The 17,610-nt window shown below is 41.1% G+C and carries 15 protein-coding genes; 11 read left to right on the top strand and 4 right to left on the bottom strand.

Going from position 1 to position 17,610, the window contains the following annotated elements:
- Positions 1-105: 105 nt before the first annotated feature.
- Entirely contained in the window at positions 106-1,536 is a 1,431-nt protein-coding gene (locus Q0688_RS23050; RefSeq protein WP_299082874.1) for a hypothetical protein, read from the bottom strand.
- 283 nt (positions 1,537-1,819) lie between these two features.
- Here Q0688_RS23050 and Q0688_RS23045 point away from each other — a divergent pair, with 283 nt between their 5' ends.
- From Q0688_RS23045 to Q0688_RS23015, 7 genes are all read left to right on the top strand, one after another.
- On the top strand, positions 1,820-3,130 hold the full coding sequence (locus tag Q0688_RS23045; RefSeq protein WP_299082872.1) for an NAD(P)-binding domain-containing protein: 1,311 nt from the start codon (positions 1,820-1,822) through the stop codon (positions 3,128-3,130).
- Position 3,131: 1 nt separating this feature from the next.
- Complete coding sequence (locus Q0688_RS23040; RefSeq protein WP_299082870.1) at positions 3,132-4,037, top strand: bile acid:sodium symporter family protein; 906 nt, start codon at positions 3,132-3,134, stop codon at positions 4,035-4,037.
- Positions 4,038-4,039: 2 nt separating this feature from the next.
- Complete coding sequence (locus Q0688_RS23035; RefSeq protein WP_299082868.1) at positions 4,040-4,996, top strand: SDR family oxidoreductase; 957 nt, start codon at positions 4,040-4,042, stop codon at positions 4,994-4,996.
- Positions 4,989-5,774, top strand: coding sequence for an SDR family NAD(P)-dependent oxidoreductase (locus Q0688_RS23030; RefSeq protein ID WP_299082866.1), 786 nt, complete (start codon positions 4,989-4,991; stop codon positions 5,772-5,774). Before Q0688_RS23035 ends, Q0688_RS23030 begins: the two co-directional genes overlap by 8 nt.
- Complete coding sequence (locus Q0688_RS23025; RefSeq protein ID WP_299082864.1) at positions 5,771-6,496, top strand: sulfite exporter TauE/SafE family protein; 726 nt, start codon at positions 5,771-5,773, stop codon at positions 6,494-6,496. Before Q0688_RS23030 ends, Q0688_RS23025 begins: the two co-directional genes overlap by 4 nt.
- 449 nt (positions 6,497-6,945) lie before the next feature.
- Positions 6,946-7,707, top strand: a complete 762-nt coding sequence (locus tag Q0688_RS23020) for a gamma-glutamyl-gamma-aminobutyrate hydrolase family protein (protein WP_299082862.1) — start codon at positions 6,946-6,948, stop codon at positions 7,705-7,707.
- Positions 7,694-8,350: a TVP38/TMEM64 family protein gene (locus Q0688_RS23015; RefSeq protein ID WP_299082860.1), complete on the top strand. Its 657-nt coding sequence runs from the start codon at positions 7,694-7,696 to the stop codon at positions 8,348-8,350. Before Q0688_RS23020 ends, Q0688_RS23015 begins: the two co-directional genes overlap by 14 nt.
- Positions 8,351-8,425: 75 nt before the next feature.
- On the opposite strand, the gene Q0688_RS23010 is transcribed toward Q0688_RS23015, so the two are convergent.
- Positions 8,426-11,722: a S41 family peptidase gene (locus Q0688_RS23010; protein WP_299082858.1), complete on the bottom strand. Its 3,297-nt coding sequence runs from the start codon at positions 11,720-11,722 to the stop codon at positions 8,426-8,428.
- Positions 11,723-11,854: 132 nt separating this feature from the next.
- Between Q0688_RS23010 and Q0688_RS23005 the strand changes: the two genes are divergently transcribed.
- Positions 11,855-12,748 (top strand): putative RNA methyltransferase, encoded by an 894-nt coding sequence (locus Q0688_RS23005; RefSeq protein WP_299082856.1) that lies wholly within the window; start codon positions 11,855-11,857, stop codon positions 12,746-12,748.
- A 29-nt stretch (positions 12,749-12,777) separates the two neighbouring features.
- Here Q0688_RS23005 and Q0688_RS23000 read toward each other — a convergent pair whose 3' ends face one another.
- Positions 12,778-14,325 carry a DUF3413 domain-containing protein gene (locus Q0688_RS23000; RefSeq protein WP_299082854.1) on the bottom strand — a complete coding sequence of 516 codons (1,548 nt, stop codon included), beginning with the start codon at positions 14,323-14,325 and terminating at the stop codon, positions 12,778-12,780.
- A gap of 18 nt (positions 14,326-14,343) precedes the next feature.
- Positions 14,344-14,562, bottom strand: a complete 219-nt coding sequence (locus tag Q0688_RS22995; RefSeq protein ID WP_299082852.1) for a DUF1414 domain-containing protein — start codon at positions 14,560-14,562, stop codon at positions 14,344-14,346.
- Between the two features lie 123 nt (positions 14,563-14,685).
- On the opposite strand from Q0688_RS22995, the gene yejK reads away from it, so the two are divergent.
- From yejK to Q0688_RS22980, 3 genes are all read left to right on the top strand, one after another.
- A complete protein-coding gene (gene yejK, locus Q0688_RS22990; RefSeq protein ID WP_299082850.1) occupies positions 14,686-15,753 on the top strand; it encodes a nucleoid-associated protein YejK in 1,068 nt (355 codons plus the stop codon).
- Positions 15,754-15,823: 70 nt separating this feature from the next.
- On the top strand, positions 15,824-16,699 hold the full coding sequence (locus Q0688_RS22985) for a 6-carboxytetrahydropterin synthase (RefSeq protein WP_299082848.1): 876 nt from the start codon (positions 15,824-15,826) through the stop codon (positions 16,697-16,699).
- Positions 16,700-16,718: 19 nt separating this feature from the next.
- Positions 16,719-17,498 carry a M23 family metallopeptidase gene (locus tag Q0688_RS22980; protein WP_299082902.1) on the top strand — a complete coding sequence of 260 codons (780 nt, stop codon included), beginning with the start codon at positions 16,719-16,721 and terminating at the stop codon, positions 17,496-17,498.
- Positions 17,499-17,610: the final 112 nt, after the last annotated feature.

Raw genomic sequence — 17,610 nt, 5'->3', positions numbered from 1 at the left:
TTATTGGAATTGGTATAAATCCTATTGATAACAATCGGTTAAGTTTAATCGAATGTAAAAAAGCCGTATTGAGTCAATACGGCTTTTTAGTTTGAGCGGTATTATTTAATTGGGGTTGGTATAAAACGCTGCCATGGCCTTATACAAAGAATATAAATCCACTTTTGAGCCTACCGCATAAGGTGAATGAATCGACAAAATAGGCACACCAAAGTCGATGACTTCCATATTATCGTTGGATAAGTCACTGCCAATAGTGCCGCCAGATGCTTTGCCTTTATAGGTTGAGGTTTGCCATTGGATATTATTGTTGTCTAAATAATTTCGAGTCCAAGCCATGTACTCAGAATTGGCGTTAAAGCCACCACCATAGAGTTTTAGATTAACGCCATTTCCTAACCGAGGGGCGTTGCCTAATTCCCATACTCCAGACCAAGTTGGATTGACGCCAGGATTAACGTCAGCCGAAATCACTTTTGTATTGCGAAGCACTTTACGCAATTGGTAGTCGTTATATTTGTCACCTTTTTGGTTGTAGAGCAACCCGCTAATTAGATCGACCAAATAGGTCGAACTGGCTCCGGTGTTATTGATGTTGCCTACTTCTTCGTTATCAACCAAATAGGCTATCGCAGTATATTCTGGTATTTTTTGTTCGGTGATGGCTTTTACCGCAGCGATAGATGAGGCTTTGTCATCCTGTCCATAGGCCGCAATCATACTGCGATCAAATCCCACGTCGCGGGGCTTAGTTGCTGGCACTAAGGCAAGTTCTGCAGATACCAAATCTTCAACTGAAATATCGTATTCAGACTTTAAATAGTCGCTCACTTGATCTTTGATTTTTTTGTCTAGTTCTGGTTTTGCAGCAACTATGACATCAAGTTCTTCTTTGCCAATCACCTCACGGCTTGTGCGTTTACGATTGGGTGAGTCGACATGAGGCGCAAGATCGGTCACCATAAAAATAGGATCGCTAGCATCAAAACCCACCGAGATATTCACGGTGCTGCCATCTTTTTTATCCACACGGCCAACCAGTGCCAATGGAATGTTCACCCACTGATAAGTTTTAATGCCGCCATGAATATAGGTTTGAAACATCGCAAATTTTTGCTTTTCAAATAATGGACGACCTTTAAGTTCAAGACGTGGCGCGTCAATGTGTGCGCCCACTATGCGGGTGCCTTGTTGCAGCGGTTTTTTGCCCATAACTATCAATGAAATAGTGCGATCTCGGTTTACATCATAAAAACGCGCCCCAGGCTTTAAATCACTATTTTCGGTTAATTTTTTAAAGCCTTTTTTCTCGACGCGCTTGATGGTTTCTGCCACAAAGGTTAATTCAGTCGGTGCCTTATAAATATAATCTTTATATTCGCTGGCATAACTCTCCACTTCTTTTAGTTCCTTTTCACTTAGGGTTAACCAGCTTGAAGAGGGAGGCGCTTTTTCATCAGCTTGAACAAAAGTAATTGGAGATAAGACTAAGGTTGAACAAATAGTCATGCTTGATAATAAGGTTTTAAATTTCATAGGGATTTTGATTGTGATTACTCGAGTTAAAAGTGGTTGCTATGATAAAAGCTGCCCACCTTAACTGACAAGTATTAATCCTATACAAAAGGAATTTATATCGTTTAAGTCTAAAAAAATATTCAGCATTTAGGCATGTTTAATCAAAGGTTTTAAATAGGACTAATTGACTTTTTGCATTAAATTGGTGCAAATTAATCACTAATAACCAGATATAAACCGTGCACAATAAAAACCCATACGTAAAATAAACCTTAAGTTTTGAATCTGAAGAAGTAAAACCATGACTGAATTAACTTACGCACTTATTGGTGCAGGTCCTATGGGCTTAGCCACCGCTAGGCAGCTACAAAAATACGGCATTGTGTTTGAAGGTTTTGAGTTGCATTCAGATATTGGTGGGCTGTGGGACATTACCAATCCACACAGTACTATGTATGAAAGTGCCCACCTTATTTCTTCTAAACATATGACTGAGTTTACAGAATTCCCTATGGCCGCTGAGGTAGCGACTTATCCTAAACACTCCGATATTTGCCAATATTTTCAAGATTATGCTCACGAGTTTGAGTTAAAACGATATTTTAGTTTTGGTTGTAAAGTCACCGCAATGACACCTCTAGATAATGGGCAGTGGCAACTGAGTTGGACTAAAGATGGGCAATCACACAGCAAAACGTTTGCCGGTGTATTGCTTGCAAATGGCAATTTACATAAGCCGAACATACCCACAATTCCTGGGGACTTTAGTGGCGAGCTGCTTCACTCTAACCAATATAAACACCCACAAATATTCAAAAACAAACGCGTATTGATTGTAGGCTGTGGCAACAGCGCCTGTGATATTGCCATAGACGCCGTACATCACGCTCAATCTGTGGACATCAGTGTACGCAGAGGTTATTACTTTTTACCCAAATTTGCGTTAGGCAAAGCCATAGACAGTCTGGGTGGCAAGATTAAACTACCAAAGACAATCAAACAGTTTGTCGAAGGATTATTAATCAAAATACTGGTTGGCAAACCCAGCGATTACGGACTACCTGAGCCTGACTACAAAATGTATGAATCCCACCCTGTGATTAATTCGCTGGTGCTACATCATTTAGGCCATGGTGATATTAAGGCACAAAAAGATATTCAAAAGTGCTCGGGACAAAAGGTCACTTTTGCAGATAAAAGCGAAGCAGAATACGATCTGATTTTAATGGCGACAGGTTACAAACTTGATTTTCCGTTTATCGACAAGGCTTTACTCAATTGGCAACAAGATGCACCGGATTTGTTCCTAAACGTATTTAACCCTGAACAAGAAAACGTATTTGTGATGGGCATGGTGGAAGCGGCTGGTTTAGGTTGGCAAGGCCGAGCCGAACAAGCACAAATGGTGGCCATGTTATTAAAGTTAAAACAAACGAATAAACCAGAGACTATTCAGTGGTTTAAACAGCAAATGAGCAGTGCCCAACACGATACCAGCGGTGGTATGAACTACTTAAAAGTAGCCAGAATGGCCTATTATGTTCACAAAGACAGTTACCTAAAAAGTATGCGAACTTTGACGGCACGTTTCCAACAAGCGCTGGATAGTTAGTATGTTAGACAACATCAGCATCAATTTTGATCCCGCCAGTTTAGTGGTGTTAAATATTATCCTTGCAGTGCTAATGTTTGGTGTGTCGCTAAACTTAAAAATCAGTGATTTTAGTCGTATTATCAAAGCTCCGGTTGCGCCATCAATTGGTCTTGTTTGCCAATTTATTATTTTACCAGCCATCACTTTTGGCTTAACTATGCTGTTGCATGTGCCAGCCAGTATGGCTTTAGGTATGATTTTAGTGTCTTCCTGTCCAGGTGGCGTATTCTCCAATGTGATGACCTTTTTAGGAAAAGGCAGTGTGGCGACGTCTGTGACTATGACAGCCATATCCAGCATGACAGCTGTAGTCATGACACCGTTTAATTTTGCGTTTTATGCTGCAATGAACCCTGCGACCAATGAATTATTAACCGCCATTAATATCAATGTTTTGGAAGTGTTTGCACTGGTATTAACCGTCTTGGGTTTGCCTTTGTTACTAGGCATGTGGATTGGCAAGCATTATCCCAAACTAGTAGAAAAATCAGTGCGCTCCATGCGTATATTGTCCTTGTTAGTCTTTATCAGTTTTGTATTGATAGCCTTTGTGAAAAACCTAGATATATTCGCCGAACATTGGCAGGTGTTTTTGTGGCTAGTGGTGTTACATAATAGTTGCGCCTTATTGCTTGGTAATGTCAGTGCCCGTTTATTTACTCTCAGTGTGCCCGACAGACGGGCGTTAACCTTCGAAGTGGGTATTCAAAACTCTGGCTTAGGGCTAGTGTTGTTATTTACTTTTATGCCAACTTTGGGCGGTGCCATGATCATTACCGCATTTTGGGGCGTATGGCATTTGGTCAGCGGCCTTACTCTGGCGTTGTTTTGGTCGCGAGATAAAAGCAAGGTGGTAGCACAATAACCATGAAACACATATTGATTACAGGAGCCGCTGGATACATAGGTAAACAACTAGGAGAACAATTACAACAACTAGCTGATTGCTGTGTACTAGGTATCGACTTACATGTCCCCAAAGATAACGTCAGTTTTGACATTGTAGAATTAGATATTCGAGACACCAAACTCAGTCAGCTTATGGCTGATAAAAGTATCACTCATGTGGTGCATTTAGCCTCCATAGTCTCACCCGGTCAAAATGAAGCGCTGGAGTATGACATTGATGTAAATGGTACAAAAAATGTTATCAAAGCATGCGAAGCCAACCAAGTGCAACATCTCACTATCACCTCAAGTGGCGCTGCTTATGGTTATCATGCCGACAACCCCCAATGGTTAACAGAAAATCATCCCCTTAGAGGCAATGAGGAATTTTCTTATTCTCGCCATAAACGTTTAGTTGAATCATTATTGGCAGACTTTAGTCAGCGCCAAGATACCACTCAAGTATTGATCTTAAGGCCATGCACTGTGCTGGGTAAAACCACTAACAATAAAATTACTGCGTTATTCGAGCGACCAAAACTACTTAAGGTTGGCAATTCAGACTCGCCTTTTGTATTTATTTGGGATAAAGACGTGGTGAATGCTTTAGTGCACGGTGTGACCCAACAAAAAGCAGGACAGTTTAATTTAGCGGGAGACGGTAAACTCACCGTCGAACAGTTGGCAAAATTGACGAACAAAGGTGTCACACAAGTGCCCGCACTCTTGCTCAAAGCGGCCTTATGGTTGGGCAATTTACTTAATCTAACCAGTAATCGCCCCGAACAAGTGATTTTTTTGCAATACCGCCCGGTACTCGACAATCACAAATTAAAAACCGAATTTGGTTATATTCCCGCCAAAACATCGCAGCAAGTCTTTGAATATTTTTGGTCACATCGTCAACAAAACAACAGTGCAGACAACCATGATTAAACACATACTGATTACCGGTTCTGCCGACGGTCTAGGGTGGGCCCTAGCCCAGCAATATTGGCAACTTGGCTACCATGTACATCTATTAGACCGAGACGGGCAAAAACTGTCAGAGCGAGCACAGCAGTTTCCCAAAAGGTGCTCCACTTACACTGTAGATTTATTAGATGCACAACAACTCAGTGGTTTTTGTCAGGCATTTAGTGAGCAACATAGCACGTTAGATATTCTGGTACACAATGCGGGGATCACCCATAGAAGCAAAGGCTCTGTTACTGATTTGGAGGTGTTTGACAGGGTTATGACACTAAATTGGCAAGTGCCAGTACATATCACTCGCAGCCTACTGCCTCAGCTTAAAAAGGCACAAGGAAAAATTCTCTGTTTAGCCAGTATGGCAGCACTTATGCCGGTTCCCGGCAGAGCCGCCTATTGCGCCAGTAAGTCAGCACTCAATCAACACTTTGAAACATGGCGACCAGAGTTGCTGAATGACAAAATCACCTTGTTGATGATCTTTCCCAGTTTTGTGGCCACCAACATTGAACAAAATGCTTTAGGCGCCAATGGCAAACCCACTCAACAACCTCAGTCCAAAGTAGGCTCTGTAATGACGCCAGCACAGATGTCAAAATTAATCGTTACAGCGCAACAAAATAATAAACAAAGGCTCTACTCCCCGCAGTTTCAATCAAGATTGGGCTTTTGGTTATGGACCTGTATGCCTAAGTTATTTCAGCGGATCAGCTGGCGTAAGTTTTCAGGGGACATAGATTGAGTCCAGAATTAATGTGGTTCGGATTATTTATTTTTGTGGGTTTTACTACCCAAATAGCCACAGGTTTTGGAGGCAACCTCATCGCAATCGCGCTGGGTGCTTTAGTGTTACCCATAGAAACTATGATACCAATATTGGTGGCTTTAAACGTTTTAATAAATTCAGTGACCATTAGCAAAGAGTGGAAACAAATACACTTTACTACCTTGTTAAAAATCATCATGCCTTTGATGTTATGCGGCATGTTAGTAGGCATTTTGTTACTAGATTATTTAAGTAATGACCACTTAAAAAAGGGCTTCGCGTTATTAATATTATGGTTCGCCATTCGAGAGAGTTACAAACTTTACCGCGATGTTACCCCGTCAGCTAAAGGATGGTTGTGGCAAAGTGTTTGGACTTTTATCGCGGGTATTACCCATGGCTTATTTGCCTCAGGTGGACCACTTTTGGTGTATTCATTAAGCCGAACAACACTTACTAAAAGCCAGTTTAGAACCACTTTATTAGCCACTTGGTGGGGACTTAATTTGTGTTATGCCATAGTGTTATGGCAAAAAGCAGTGCTAGAAAACCACCTAATAGACATTGCGTATTATGTGCCAGTGCTAGTGGCGGCCATAGTGGTAGGTCAAATGATCCATAATCGTATTAATGAAATTTTGTTTAAAAAGGTGATTTACGCTTTATTAGCCATTTGCGCCGTCATTATGATTTTTTAATTGATGCAGATCTTTCTGCTGTGGCTATCGAACGAAAATGTTTTAACCTCGCAAAGGCGTTTTCGACTAAATACTTATATTAATATAAGCACAGTAACCAGCCTGTTACAGTAAGTTTTACTCAGTATATTGCAATAACTTCCTAGTCAACTCGATCTTGAACATTGATTTTTCGCTCACGTTATCTTATTTGTGCCGTCTTATTTTGTCGAAATAGTCACTTTAGATAGTTAAAAATACTATGACTAAAAATCCTTGAGTCACACATTTTATAAGGCTTTAGAGCTTCTCCATATGTTTTTCTAAAAGCGAATAAACTTCCTATTTCAAGTTATCTTTTAGCTTTTATGCTGCTTTGGCTTTTAACTTGCAATTCTGTCACTAAAAAATGACGTTTGTCTTGATAAGCCCTGCGTAAATCTAGTGGCAAGATATTATAGAGGTAAAACTTGAACCGCGAAAAGAAACCAAGAATTGCTATCACTGGCCCGAATAAATCAGGTTTTATGGCGTGGTTGTTCACGTCATTGAACATTCGTTTGGCTAAAGGAAAGCCTTATCGAATTACTCCTAATTCCTTTAATGGTGTTGTTGACTATGATGGGATCATCATAGGTGGAGGCTCTGACATTCATCCTGAAAATTTTTGTAAAGAGCCTGTATCTAAAGTAACCCGCTCCCTCAGCTTAAGGCTCAAAGAATGGTTATTGTATCCAATGGAATTTTTTAATCGGTTTGGTCAAGCCGGATTTGATAAGGAGCGGGATGCTATGGAAATCGAGTTCATTCGTCATGCTCTTAAAAATGATATCCCTATTTTGGGAATTTGCCGAGGACACCAATTATTAAATGCTGAACTAGGTGGCACAATGTATGAGTCAACCTTACCCCTGCTTAAACACAAAGCAAGGATCCGTACTCCATTTCCACGAAAAAAGGTGCTTTACACTACTCATGATTCGCTAATCGCAAAAATTGCTGGTGACGATCCAATAAAAGTAAACGCCATACATTCTCAGGCAGTAGCAAAACCAGCACAAACATTAGAAGTCACTGCTAAAGAAAAAGCTGGAATTAACCAAGTGATTGAAGGAAAAAAGACGGACAAATTACTAGGCGTTCAATGGCATCCGGAATATTTAATCTACATGAAAACACATCGAAAAATTTTCAAATGGTTAGTTAGCGAGGCAAAAAATGACAAAAAGTAACATGTACAAACTTGGAATGTTTCTGATTGCTGTTATTGGGACAGTTGCATTGTACTTCCTAACGCCACTTAGTGAATATTTAGAGGTTGATAAAATTACCCAAGTGGCAAAGAGTGTTCCTGACAATTGGTTGTCTGCCTGTATCTTCTTGGGCGTTTTTCTACTTGGAGGGGCACTTTTGATACCCATTCCACTTATCGCCTTTTCGGTGAGCTTAGTGTTTAACGTTTGGTTAAGTGTAGCTATTTGTATTTTGGGTTTTTCATTAGCAAGCATCAGTGGCTATGGGGTTGGATGGTTGTTAGGTGCAGATTTTTTTGGTCCTAAAATTAAAAAACACCTAGAAACCATCAAGCGTAAAATGGATGAAAAAGGAGCATGGGCGGTGTTTGCATTACGATTAGCGCCCACGCCACCTTTCACTATAACCAGTATTATTTCAGGCTCGTTACAGATAAAGCTTTGGAAGTTTATGCTTGGCTCTACTTTGGGTATTGCTCCTTTAGGCTTGGGGGCGGTGTTCTTTGGCCAAGGAGCGATTGAAATGATGAAGCAGCCTTCTGGGATGGCCGCTGCTTCAATAGCAGCAGCTGTAATCTTATTTATTCTATTTTTTGTGATTAAAAAACAACAAACTGAATGAGGAGCCAAAAAATCAGTTAGATCAAAAAGCCATGGTGTTTATCAAAATTCTAATGGGATAACCCATGGCCAGACGTTAATTTGAAATATCATCCGCAAACTCATGTACGTCAGGAAAAGCCTTAATCTTTAAAGGTTTAACTGGGTTTTTCTTAATTTTCTTTTTAAGAAAATTAATCGCTGCTTGCAGTTGAGCATCTTCACCGTTAAATGTGGCGTGGGGTAAATTGTCGACTTCAATATCGGGCGAGATCCCACGGCCTTCTGTAATCCAGCGTCCATCCATTGAGTACACAGGAAATTCGGCGACGCGAGCCATGCCGTTATCTGACTGTCTATTCCGACCCGTTAACCATACGCCTGCTCCAGCCGTTTGTTTTCCTATCACGGTTCCAAGTTTTAGTGCTTTAATGCCCGCGGTAAAGGTTTCACCATCAGAATAAGTAAACTGATCGGCGAGCACAACCAAATGCCCTCTAAAGGTTTGTTGCATATTGGTATTGGGGATGTTGTCTCGCACTTTCCAAAATGACCAAGCTCTTTTTAGTAATTTTTCTAATATCCAGCTATCGACATTGCCACCGTTATTTCGTCTCACATCGATGATCAGGCCATGCTTTTTATATTGTCCATAAAATTCTCTAGCAAAGGTGGCTACGTCTTCTGAGCCCATAGCTCGTAAATGTAGGTAACCTAACTCGTCATCCGACTTGTGTACTTTCTGCTGGTTGCGCGTGACCCAATCATAGTAGCGATTGTAATAGTCGCTCCTGGTGGATGTGGGTTTAGCCACAGTATTTATCGATTTATCTGCTCTTTTTAAGCTTAATAATACTTGCTTACCGGCTTGGTTTTGCAGTGCTTTGGCTATGTCGGGAATGGTTTGGATTTTGTGCCCGTTAATCGCGTTAATAAAGTCACCTACCTCGGCATTTACACCTGGCTTGGCTAGAGGAGAAAGACGACTAACCAATTCAGGATCGTTACTATAGATATTGACAATTTTGATACCTTGCTCAGTTTCTAAGAACTCTGCTCCAAGGGAGGCAGGTTTAGCCGCTTCGGTATCTTTAGGCGTATCGCCGCCTCGTACTTGTGAATGCAGGGTATTTAGTTCTCCCATCATTTGTTTAAAGATATCGTTCAGTTCGTGACGATCAGTTAAGCGCACCAACAAGGGTTGATACTTTTGTTTGAGCGCCGACCACTCTAGGCCACGCATATTTTTGTCAAATAACGAATCGCGGTGCATTAGCCAGGCATCATGAAATAACTGTTGCCATTCTTGTTGAGGATTAATGTGCAACTTCCAGTCTGAGGTTTTCACTTTTATATCTTTAGCTTTTGCAGAAAACTTTGCGCCAGCAGCTACCAGAAACATATCTTTTTTGTTACCGGTTTTTTGTAAAAACAGGGTTTCACCATCATCAGATAAACTAAATGATTGAACCGAACCTAAGAAGGTTTCTGGCTTACTTTTTGGCGCAATTTTTATGGATTTTAATTCTGCTTTACTGTTTGGTTCGTTGATTTTATCCAAGACATATAAAAACTTTTTACTGGCCATTAATTTCGAGTAATTACCTGAAGCTACAGGGACTTGCCATAATCTTTGGGCTATGTTTTTCCAGTCAATGTTGATAGTTGATGATTCTTTTGACTCATCTGGTTTGGGTTTAGCAGAGTCATCTTTACTGGTTTGCTGTATGTCTTTGTTGTCATTGCTCTTTTGTAGGCTTAGTTCGGTTGGCAAGGCGAAAGGAAAAGTTGCGTCCTCCTTTAACGCAATTGCGAATACTTGGGTTTTTCTATCAAAACTTGCGCCCATATTTCTATCGCCCCAAGGCGCACCTGGAAAGCTTTTAAAATGCCTATCGGATAAAAAATACAACCATTGTGAATCATTAGAAAATGCGGGTGAATAAGAGGCGTACTTTTCGCTGGTAAGAATGTGTTGTTGATTACTTTTGGTATCGATTAATAAAATTTGACTGCGCTCAGATTTAACATGGGAATGGGTGACTGCAATTAATTGACTATTGCTTGACCAAGTTAATGACTCTAAAGGAGAGGTACCCATATCGTTTTCGAGGATTTTCTGTTGTTTTTTAGTCGCAATATCTAACAACCACAAATCACCATTTTTGTCATCGTGTGCGATGGACTTGCCATCGGGTGACAGGTATAAATTCCAGCGAAAAATTGAAGCGTCGAAGGTGAGTTGTTCAGCACCTTTGGAGCCATCAGCAGGAAATTGCCAAATTTCTAATTCACCGCTTGAGTCATTCATCGCATACACTGATTTTCCATCATGACTTAATATGGCGTTGCGGGTACGAGAATTCTGAGGTGTGGCTACTTCGACAAATCTTGAACCATCAGTGTTAGCAATCGCGACACGGCCTCTAGCCGTTAATACGACTTTTTTGGCATTGCCCGCTTGTTTCGCCGATGTTAGATATTTTAAAGGGGCGTTAACCCAGTGAGCCCGCAAATTAGGAAAGTCAGAAGTCAGTGCAATGTCGATTATTTGACTTTTCTTAGACGCTATATCAAAAACTTTAATATCTGCGCCTAATTGGTACACAATTTTACCGTTATCTAGGCGCGCACTTCTTACTTCCCAGTCTTTGTATTGAGTATGTTGCTTTTGGTCTCGGCCATTAAATTTCATGGACCAAATATTGTCGCTACCACTTTGGTTGCTGATAAAATACAGGCGGTTATCGGTCGCCATAGGGGTTCGCGCTGAGCCTTTATGTTTAGCCGTTAAATGGGTTGCTTCTTGATTGGAGCCTAAGGAATATTTCCATAACTCTCCTTTTGCGCCCCCTTGGTATGAGCGCGCATTATCGGTAGAAATTTGCATGCCAAATTGAGTGAAATACAAAGTGTTGCCATCAGCTGTTATGTTACCTTCTACAGCATCCGCTAAAGGTAGGGTAGTGGTCATTAGCGTAGCAGGATCGACTTGTTTTAGCGTCCAATTACCTGCTGGTCCAACGCGGCCGTTGTAGCTATACAACACTTGTGAATCTGAGCTCCAACCCTGGACTTTAACGCGAACATTTTCAAAGGTAACACGCTTGGCTAACCCTCCTTGAATAGGCATAACATGGGCTTCAGATGCGCCAGAATAATTAGCAACAAATGCTACCCATTTGCCGTCGGGGGAGATGCTGGCTTGAGTTTCTTCTGCGGGATGAGTGGTAAGGCGCTGGGCATATTGATCACCTAGTTTGATTTTCCACAAATCACCTTCTGCAGTAAAAACCACAGTGTCTTTATGCAAAGCTGGGTAGCGATAATAACTTGATGATGCTAGAGCGACATAAGAAGTCAATAACAAACCAAGCAGTATAAGTGTGCGCATTTATGAGTTCCTTAAGAACGGATGTTTCAATTTAAATGATGGGCAACCAAGGTAGGGGCAAAACCAGCCCTACTTACAGGAGGTGCTTATTCTAATTTCTGGTTAGTTAATAACATTGGCGCAAATAAGTCTATGAAGATGTTATTATTTGCCATTGGATTACCCTATTTTCAGGTTTGTTTAAACGCTATGTCTAAGTGGAAATGCCCTTTTTGCTCAAGCTCTTTGTCACTCAATAATAAAGCCTGGGCTTGTAACAATGGCCATAGCTATGATGTGGCAAAAGAAGGCTATGTCAATTTGCTACTGGCACAGCATAAGAATAGTAAGCAGCCGGGTGATAACAAACAAATGGTCAATGGCCGTAGGGCGTTTTTAGAACAAGGATTTTATCAGCCTTTAGCTAATGCCATCACAGATATATTTAATCGTCACATCTCAACCCTAACGTCACAAAGTGAAGTTCGTTTTTTCGACGCAGGCTGCGGTGAAGGTTACTATATGGGGCAGGTGCGTCAGGGCTGTCAGCACGCTGATTGTCAAATTGAGTTTAGTGGCTTAGATATATCTAAATTCGCAATTCAAAAAGCCGCTAAAAAGTATCCCCAACAGCATTTCGCAGTGGCCAGTAGCTTTCAATTGCCAATGCAAGACAATAGTCAGGATACTGTGTTACAGATTTTTGCACCTAGTAGTGAACTTGAAGTGCATCGGGTATTAAAAACTAAAGGTATCTGGATAACAGTTAATCCAGCGGCTAATCATTTGTATGAATTCAAACAAGCGCTATACGATAAGCCAGTTGAACATAAAACATTAAACCTTGTACCAGATGGTTTTGAGTTAACGCAACAACTCAATATAAGTTTTACATTTGACCTTGTTGATATGCAGCAAACAGAAAACCTGTTGATGATGACCCCCTATTACTGGTCGGCCACCCAAGAAAAGAAGCAAAATTTAGTAACCAATTTACAACAATTTACAGCAGATTTTGATATCAATATATTAGCTAAAAAGGCTTAATGTTCTGGTTAACCCATCAAAAATGTAGATTACAAAGGCCTAATAGGGCGTTTCCCCGAAAAACGACTTAGGTGTTTAATCCCTTGGCTTAGAACATTAGGGTCGGCCTGTTCAAAGGTTTCGTCACCGGTTTTTAAGTCAAATATTCGCACATTGCCATTATTCATAATTTCAATGCGTTGTTGCTGGTTAAGTAGCAATACCTTGCTGCCTTGGGTGCTAACTAGAAAGTTGGTGTTGTTTTTTTGAGTAAGAGAATTGCCAGTGCTATAGGCCTTAGCAGGGGCAGAGCAACCTAATAGATGTAAAGCAGTCGGGGCAATATCTTCCAGGCTGGCCAAGGATTTATGAATGTTAATGTTGGTTAGTAATGGACTGTTTACAGCCTCAGATGGAACTAAGTCAGTGACAATAATCTGATACTGTGACGTTACACTTTCAGTTAGCAGTTCAGCCAAATGTTCAGATTGAACAAAACCAATAGATAAATTACTCGATGCCTTGATAACTTGTTGTTTAAATTGCGGCCAGTCTTGTTGGTAGGCCGCTAAGTGTCGATTGGTGTTATTGTCGAAATATACCGACACTTTTAATCCAAATGAACGAGGTAAATCAACTAAAAGTGGTGCGTAGTCTTGTAAAGCCGTGTGATATAGCTCAGGCAACCCATACAAAATCGTGTTGATGCCACTGTCTATTGAAGATTGCAGTTGATAGTGAGACTCAAACGTAGATAAACCATTAATAGGCAGGGAGACATTGCCTGTTATCACCGATAACAGCAATACTTTCTTGTTGGTGTCTACCGAGCAATAAACGGGTGAAGCTGGGTAGGTGATCCCTTTGATAGTGTGATTAAATTGTAAGGCTTTGCGTTGCTGATAATCTTCTATATCCAGCAAGCTGTATCTGGCCATCAAGGTTTTAGCAGTCGCCGGATAAGACAAGGGAAACATATTGTCTTGTTGCACTATGGGTTGGTACAAGTTGGCATCAGCCCAGACATGCATTGCGTGGCTTGCTATAAAACAGCTGATAAAAAAGCCGCTTATGGGTAAGCCTAATTTGCGTTTGTGTAATCTTTCAATTCGTTGCCATAACGCATTGGCAACTATGAGTTGAAATGAGAGCCACACCATAAAAAGTAATAATAAAAAGCCCCATTGTTGCCATCCAAATTGTGCCATGGCCGTTTGCGTTTCACTGCGGATAAGCTGTGCTGAATTTAGACTAAGGTGCACGCCATACTTGTTGTACAGTAATGCATCGAAGGCTAATAAGGCCAAACCTAATGCGGCGATAACCGAACTCAATGTTTTCACTACTTTTGCACTGGGCACTAAATAACAGAGGGGCAAAATGAGTAAAACAAAGCCAAAAAAAGTTAAAAAACCTATATGGCTGAGCCAATTCGTAAATAGATAAAGGGTACCCATTACCGAGCCTGGAGCAGGGGAATTAAGAATGTAAATAGCCGCAATTGTTATTGCGATAATAATATTTAAAAGCGTAAACCAATGTCCCCAGTTAACCAGCAGGGTGATTAATTTTCGGCGCGGAGTTTCTGATAGGATCATTTCATCAGTCGCCTTTTTTTATTTTCCATTGATACTTTTTAATAGCACTTGTGTAAACTGTTCGGCCATTTGTTGGCGCAGATTTTCCGGAACTTGTTGCTGAAAAATATTCGTGACGACATTTCCTAGTACCATAAGCGAAAGATCGCGGTTAGCTTGATTTTTCTCTAATGCGATAAAGATATCTTGCATGATGGCTTCAAATTGGCTGTCGGTGTATTTTGATTGTTGTGGCATGTCGCGTTAGCTCTAAAATAATAGCAGTGTATATTGAAACGATAGTATCAATGGTCTAGATAAAATGCGAATAAACCAACATGTTAGAGCGTAAATTTAATTGATTTTTGTAGAGGAAATACTGTGAGCGCCTTGATCCATCACTTTGTTGTACACCAACTGGCTGTTAATCAACAGCAAGAGTTAACCCTAGTGCCACGTGCCAGTTGTTTTGATGTGAGTCCAGAAATTGAAAATTTGGCAGGGCAAATTAATCACGCGTTTAATACCAAACCCGGTAAAGGTGTAGGGGCATTTGTTGCTGAAAGTGCAGAGATTGTCAGCGTTAGCCGTGAGGAGTCAGAGGCGCAAGACACGCAACTTGTCCCTCACGCCGTGCCATTTAAAACTCTGCTGCAAGATATGCAGGTACAGCAACTAGATTTTGTTGAATTTAGTATCCAAGCCAGTGAGCTATTAAAAAAGTCGTTGATTGATACTGGCACCTTAGAAACAGGGTTTGTGGTGTTTAGTCATTATCAGTTTTTAGCCACTGATTATTTGATGATTGCGATTATCAACACCAAACAACATGTTGAAATTACCGGGGACTTAGAGCTCACCAGTAGCGATCACTTAGATTTAGCCAAAATGCAGTTGGCGGTAAGAATCGACCTTACGCAATTGGCAACCACTTCAGAACAACAGCGTTATATTAGTTTTATCAAAGGCCGCATGGGGCGTAAGGTCTCAGACTTTTTTATGCACTTTATTGGCTGTGAAGAACTGGTAGATGTCAAACAACAAAATAAACAGTTGTTAACCACTGTGGATGCATTTTTAGCCGCCGAACAGTTAGCTCCCCAAGAAAAACACCAAGCGCGGGAATCAGTGTCAGATTATTACAAAGAAAAACTGGAACTCGGTGAGGATGTGCAGATCCAAGAATTGGCGGCAAAATTGCCTAGCGATCATCTCAGCTTTGAAGAATTCAACCAAAATGCCGAGTTACCGGTTGAACAGCAATTTCAAGCAGATCGCGGCGTGTTAAAAACCTTAGCTAAGTTTAGCGGCCAAGGTGGCGGTGTATCTCTTAGTTTCGAACGTAAACTTTTAGGTGACAGAGTCAGTTATGATGCAGGGTCGGATACTTTGATGATCAGAGGCATACCACCCAATCTAAAAGATCAACTTTTGAAGTCACAAAGCTGACTTCTGGTTGGTTATCTTTCATAATACCCAAACTTAAACGCCGTAACTGAACAGGACATACCCATTTTTTATGCAATTATTCGTTAATGATTTAACCGTAATGGATTTTTCTTACCTTTGCCCAAAACGCGGTATGGTAGGAGAAAGCTGGATTGTAGATGTGATCTTAAGCGGTGACTTAAATGAAGAAAGCATGGTGCTGGACTTTGGTAAGGTTAAAAAACAACTTAAATATCTGATCGATGAGTATATTGATCATAAACTTTTGGTGCCTGTCGAGCATAGCTATAGTCAGATCCAACGAGATGAAAAATCTGATCGTGTGACAGTCGACTTTATGCGTCCAGATAATCAATCGATTCATTTAGACTGTCCTGCAGAAGCTTATGCCTTTGTGTATGCATCGAATGTGACTATGGCATCGGTAAGTGATTATTTAAAAGACGTGATTGCCACCCACTTACCGGAAAATGTCGCAGGAATAGAATTAAACCTAAGAGCTGAAGTGATTAACACCCCTTATTATCACTATACTCATGGCTTAAAAAAACACGATGGTAACTGTCAACGAATTGCCCACGGTCATCGTTCTAAAGTGCTGGTATATGAAAACCAGCAAGCAAGCACTACATGGCAAGAGTACTGGGCCAAGCGTTGGTGCGATATTTATATAGGCTCTACCGAGGATTTAGTGGAGATTAATGAAACGGCATTTTCTTCTTTATACCAAAATGCCAAACAACATTATGTGTTTGCTTATGAGTCGTCTCAAGGCCGTTTTGAACTGGCTATTCCCAAGTCTGAATCTGAAGTCATTGATACCGATACCACAGTCGAATGTTTAGCACAGTATATGGCAGACGAGCATAAGCGCATGGACGGCAGTAGTACATTTAAAGTGTTGGCCTTTGAAGGTGTCGGTAAAGGAGCCATAGCTTTTGCTTAGAACGTTTGTTTTTACCCTGATGTCTATAGTGAGTTGTTCAATATTTGCCAGTGAGTTGCAACTTAAAGGTGAACTGACTCAAGGCAGTTTAATGCGCGGGCAAGTGCCTGTCGGATTTCAGGTGTGGCTAAATGAACAGCCACTGAAAATCTCAGCTGAAGGCTATTTTGTTTTTGGGTTTGGTCGCGACGCTAGATTAACCCAACAACTCAAGTGGGTTGATAATCAAGGTGTTACACATTCTAAGCCAATGGAGCTGAAGGCGCGAAGCTACAAAATTCAAAAAATTGAAGGCGTCGCCAGTAAGTATGTCAGCCCCCCTAAAAAAGTAACCGAGAGAATTAGGCAAGATAATCTACAAGTGGCGAAAGCGCGCACCTTAAACGACAACCGCAGCGACTTTTATGGCGACTTTATTTGGCCAGCAGCTGGCCCTATCAGTGGTGTTTATGGCAGCCAGCGAGTATTTAATGGTACCCCTAAACGACCGCATTTTGGGGTAGATGTGGCGGCACCTACAGGTACAGCTGTGCATGCACCAGCCAATGGCATAGTCACTTTGTTTGTGCCTGATATGTATTATTCTGGAGGCACTATGATTATCGATCACGGCCATGGCGTGTCTTCTACTTTTTTGCATCTTAGTAAAGGCCACGTAGCAGCAGGCACTAAAGTGAAGCAAGGTGATTTAGTAGCAGAAATTGGAGCCACAGGAAGGGCAACCGGCCCGCACCTTGATTGGCGAATTAATTGGTTTAAACAAAGGTTAGATCCGGCGCTATTGGTACCTAAGCGCTGATCATAAAATTATATTTGGTTAATTTGTCGTTAGTGCAAAATTTACCCTCGCGTTTTCTCTTAACTTCTGTATAATTCGCGCCCTGCCCAGTTGCCCCCGCTTTGGGAAAGCG

The organism is uncultured Paraglaciecola sp. (assembly GCF_937123705.1).
Classification (GTDB): Bacteria; Pseudomonadota; Gammaproteobacteria; order Enterobacterales; family Alteromonadaceae; genus Paraglaciecola.
Note: the sequence above shows the minus strand (reverse complement) of the source record. Positions and strands in the feature narration are given on the sequence as shown.

Bases quoted from the DNA above. Each gene is read 5' to 3' on its own strand.
- Q0688_RS23050 (WP_299082874.1), bottom strand. From the start codon at position 1,536: ATGAAATTTAAAACCTTATTATCAAGCATGACTATTTGTTCAACCTTA.
- Q0688_RS23045 (WP_299082872.1), top strand. From the start codon at position 1,820: ATGACTGAATTAACTTACGCACTTATTGGTGCAGGTCCTATGGGCTTA.
- Q0688_RS23040 (WP_299082870.1), top strand. From the start codon at position 3,132: ATGTTAGACAACATCAGCATCAATTTTGATCCCGCCAGTTTAGTGGTG.
- Q0688_RS23035 (WP_299082868.1), top strand. From the start codon at position 4,040: ATGAAACACATATTGATTACAGGAGCCGCTGGATACATAGGTAAACAA.
- Q0688_RS23030 (WP_299082866.1), top strand. From the start codon at position 4,989: ATGATTAAACACATACTGATTACCGGTTCTGCCGACGGTCTAGGGTGG.
- Q0688_RS23015 (WP_299082860.1), top strand. From the start codon at position 7,694: ATGACAAAAAGTAACATGTACAAACTTGGAATGTTTCTGATTGCTGTT.
- Q0688_RS23010 (WP_299082858.1), bottom strand. From the start codon at position 11,722: ATGCGCACACTTATACTGCTTGGTTTGTTATTGACTTCTTATGTCGCT.
- Q0688_RS23005 (WP_299082856.1), top strand. From the start codon at position 11,855: ATGAAGATGTTATTATTTGCCATTGGATTACCCTATTTTCAGGTTTGT.
- Q0688_RS23000 (WP_299082854.1), bottom strand. From the start codon at position 14,325: ATGATCCTATCAGAAACTCCGCGCCGAAAATTAATCACCCTGCTGGTT.
- Q0688_RS22995 (WP_299082852.1), bottom strand. From the start codon at position 14,562: ATGCCACAACAATCAAAATACACCGACAGCCAATTTGAAGCCATCATG.
- Q0688_RS22985 (WP_299082848.1), top strand. From the start codon at position 15,824: ATGCAATTATTCGTTAATGATTTAACCGTAATGGATTTTTCTTACCTT.
- Q0688_RS22980 (WP_299082902.1), top strand. From the start codon at position 16,719: ATGTCTATAGTGAGTTGTTCAATATTTGCCAGTGAGTTGCAACTTAAA.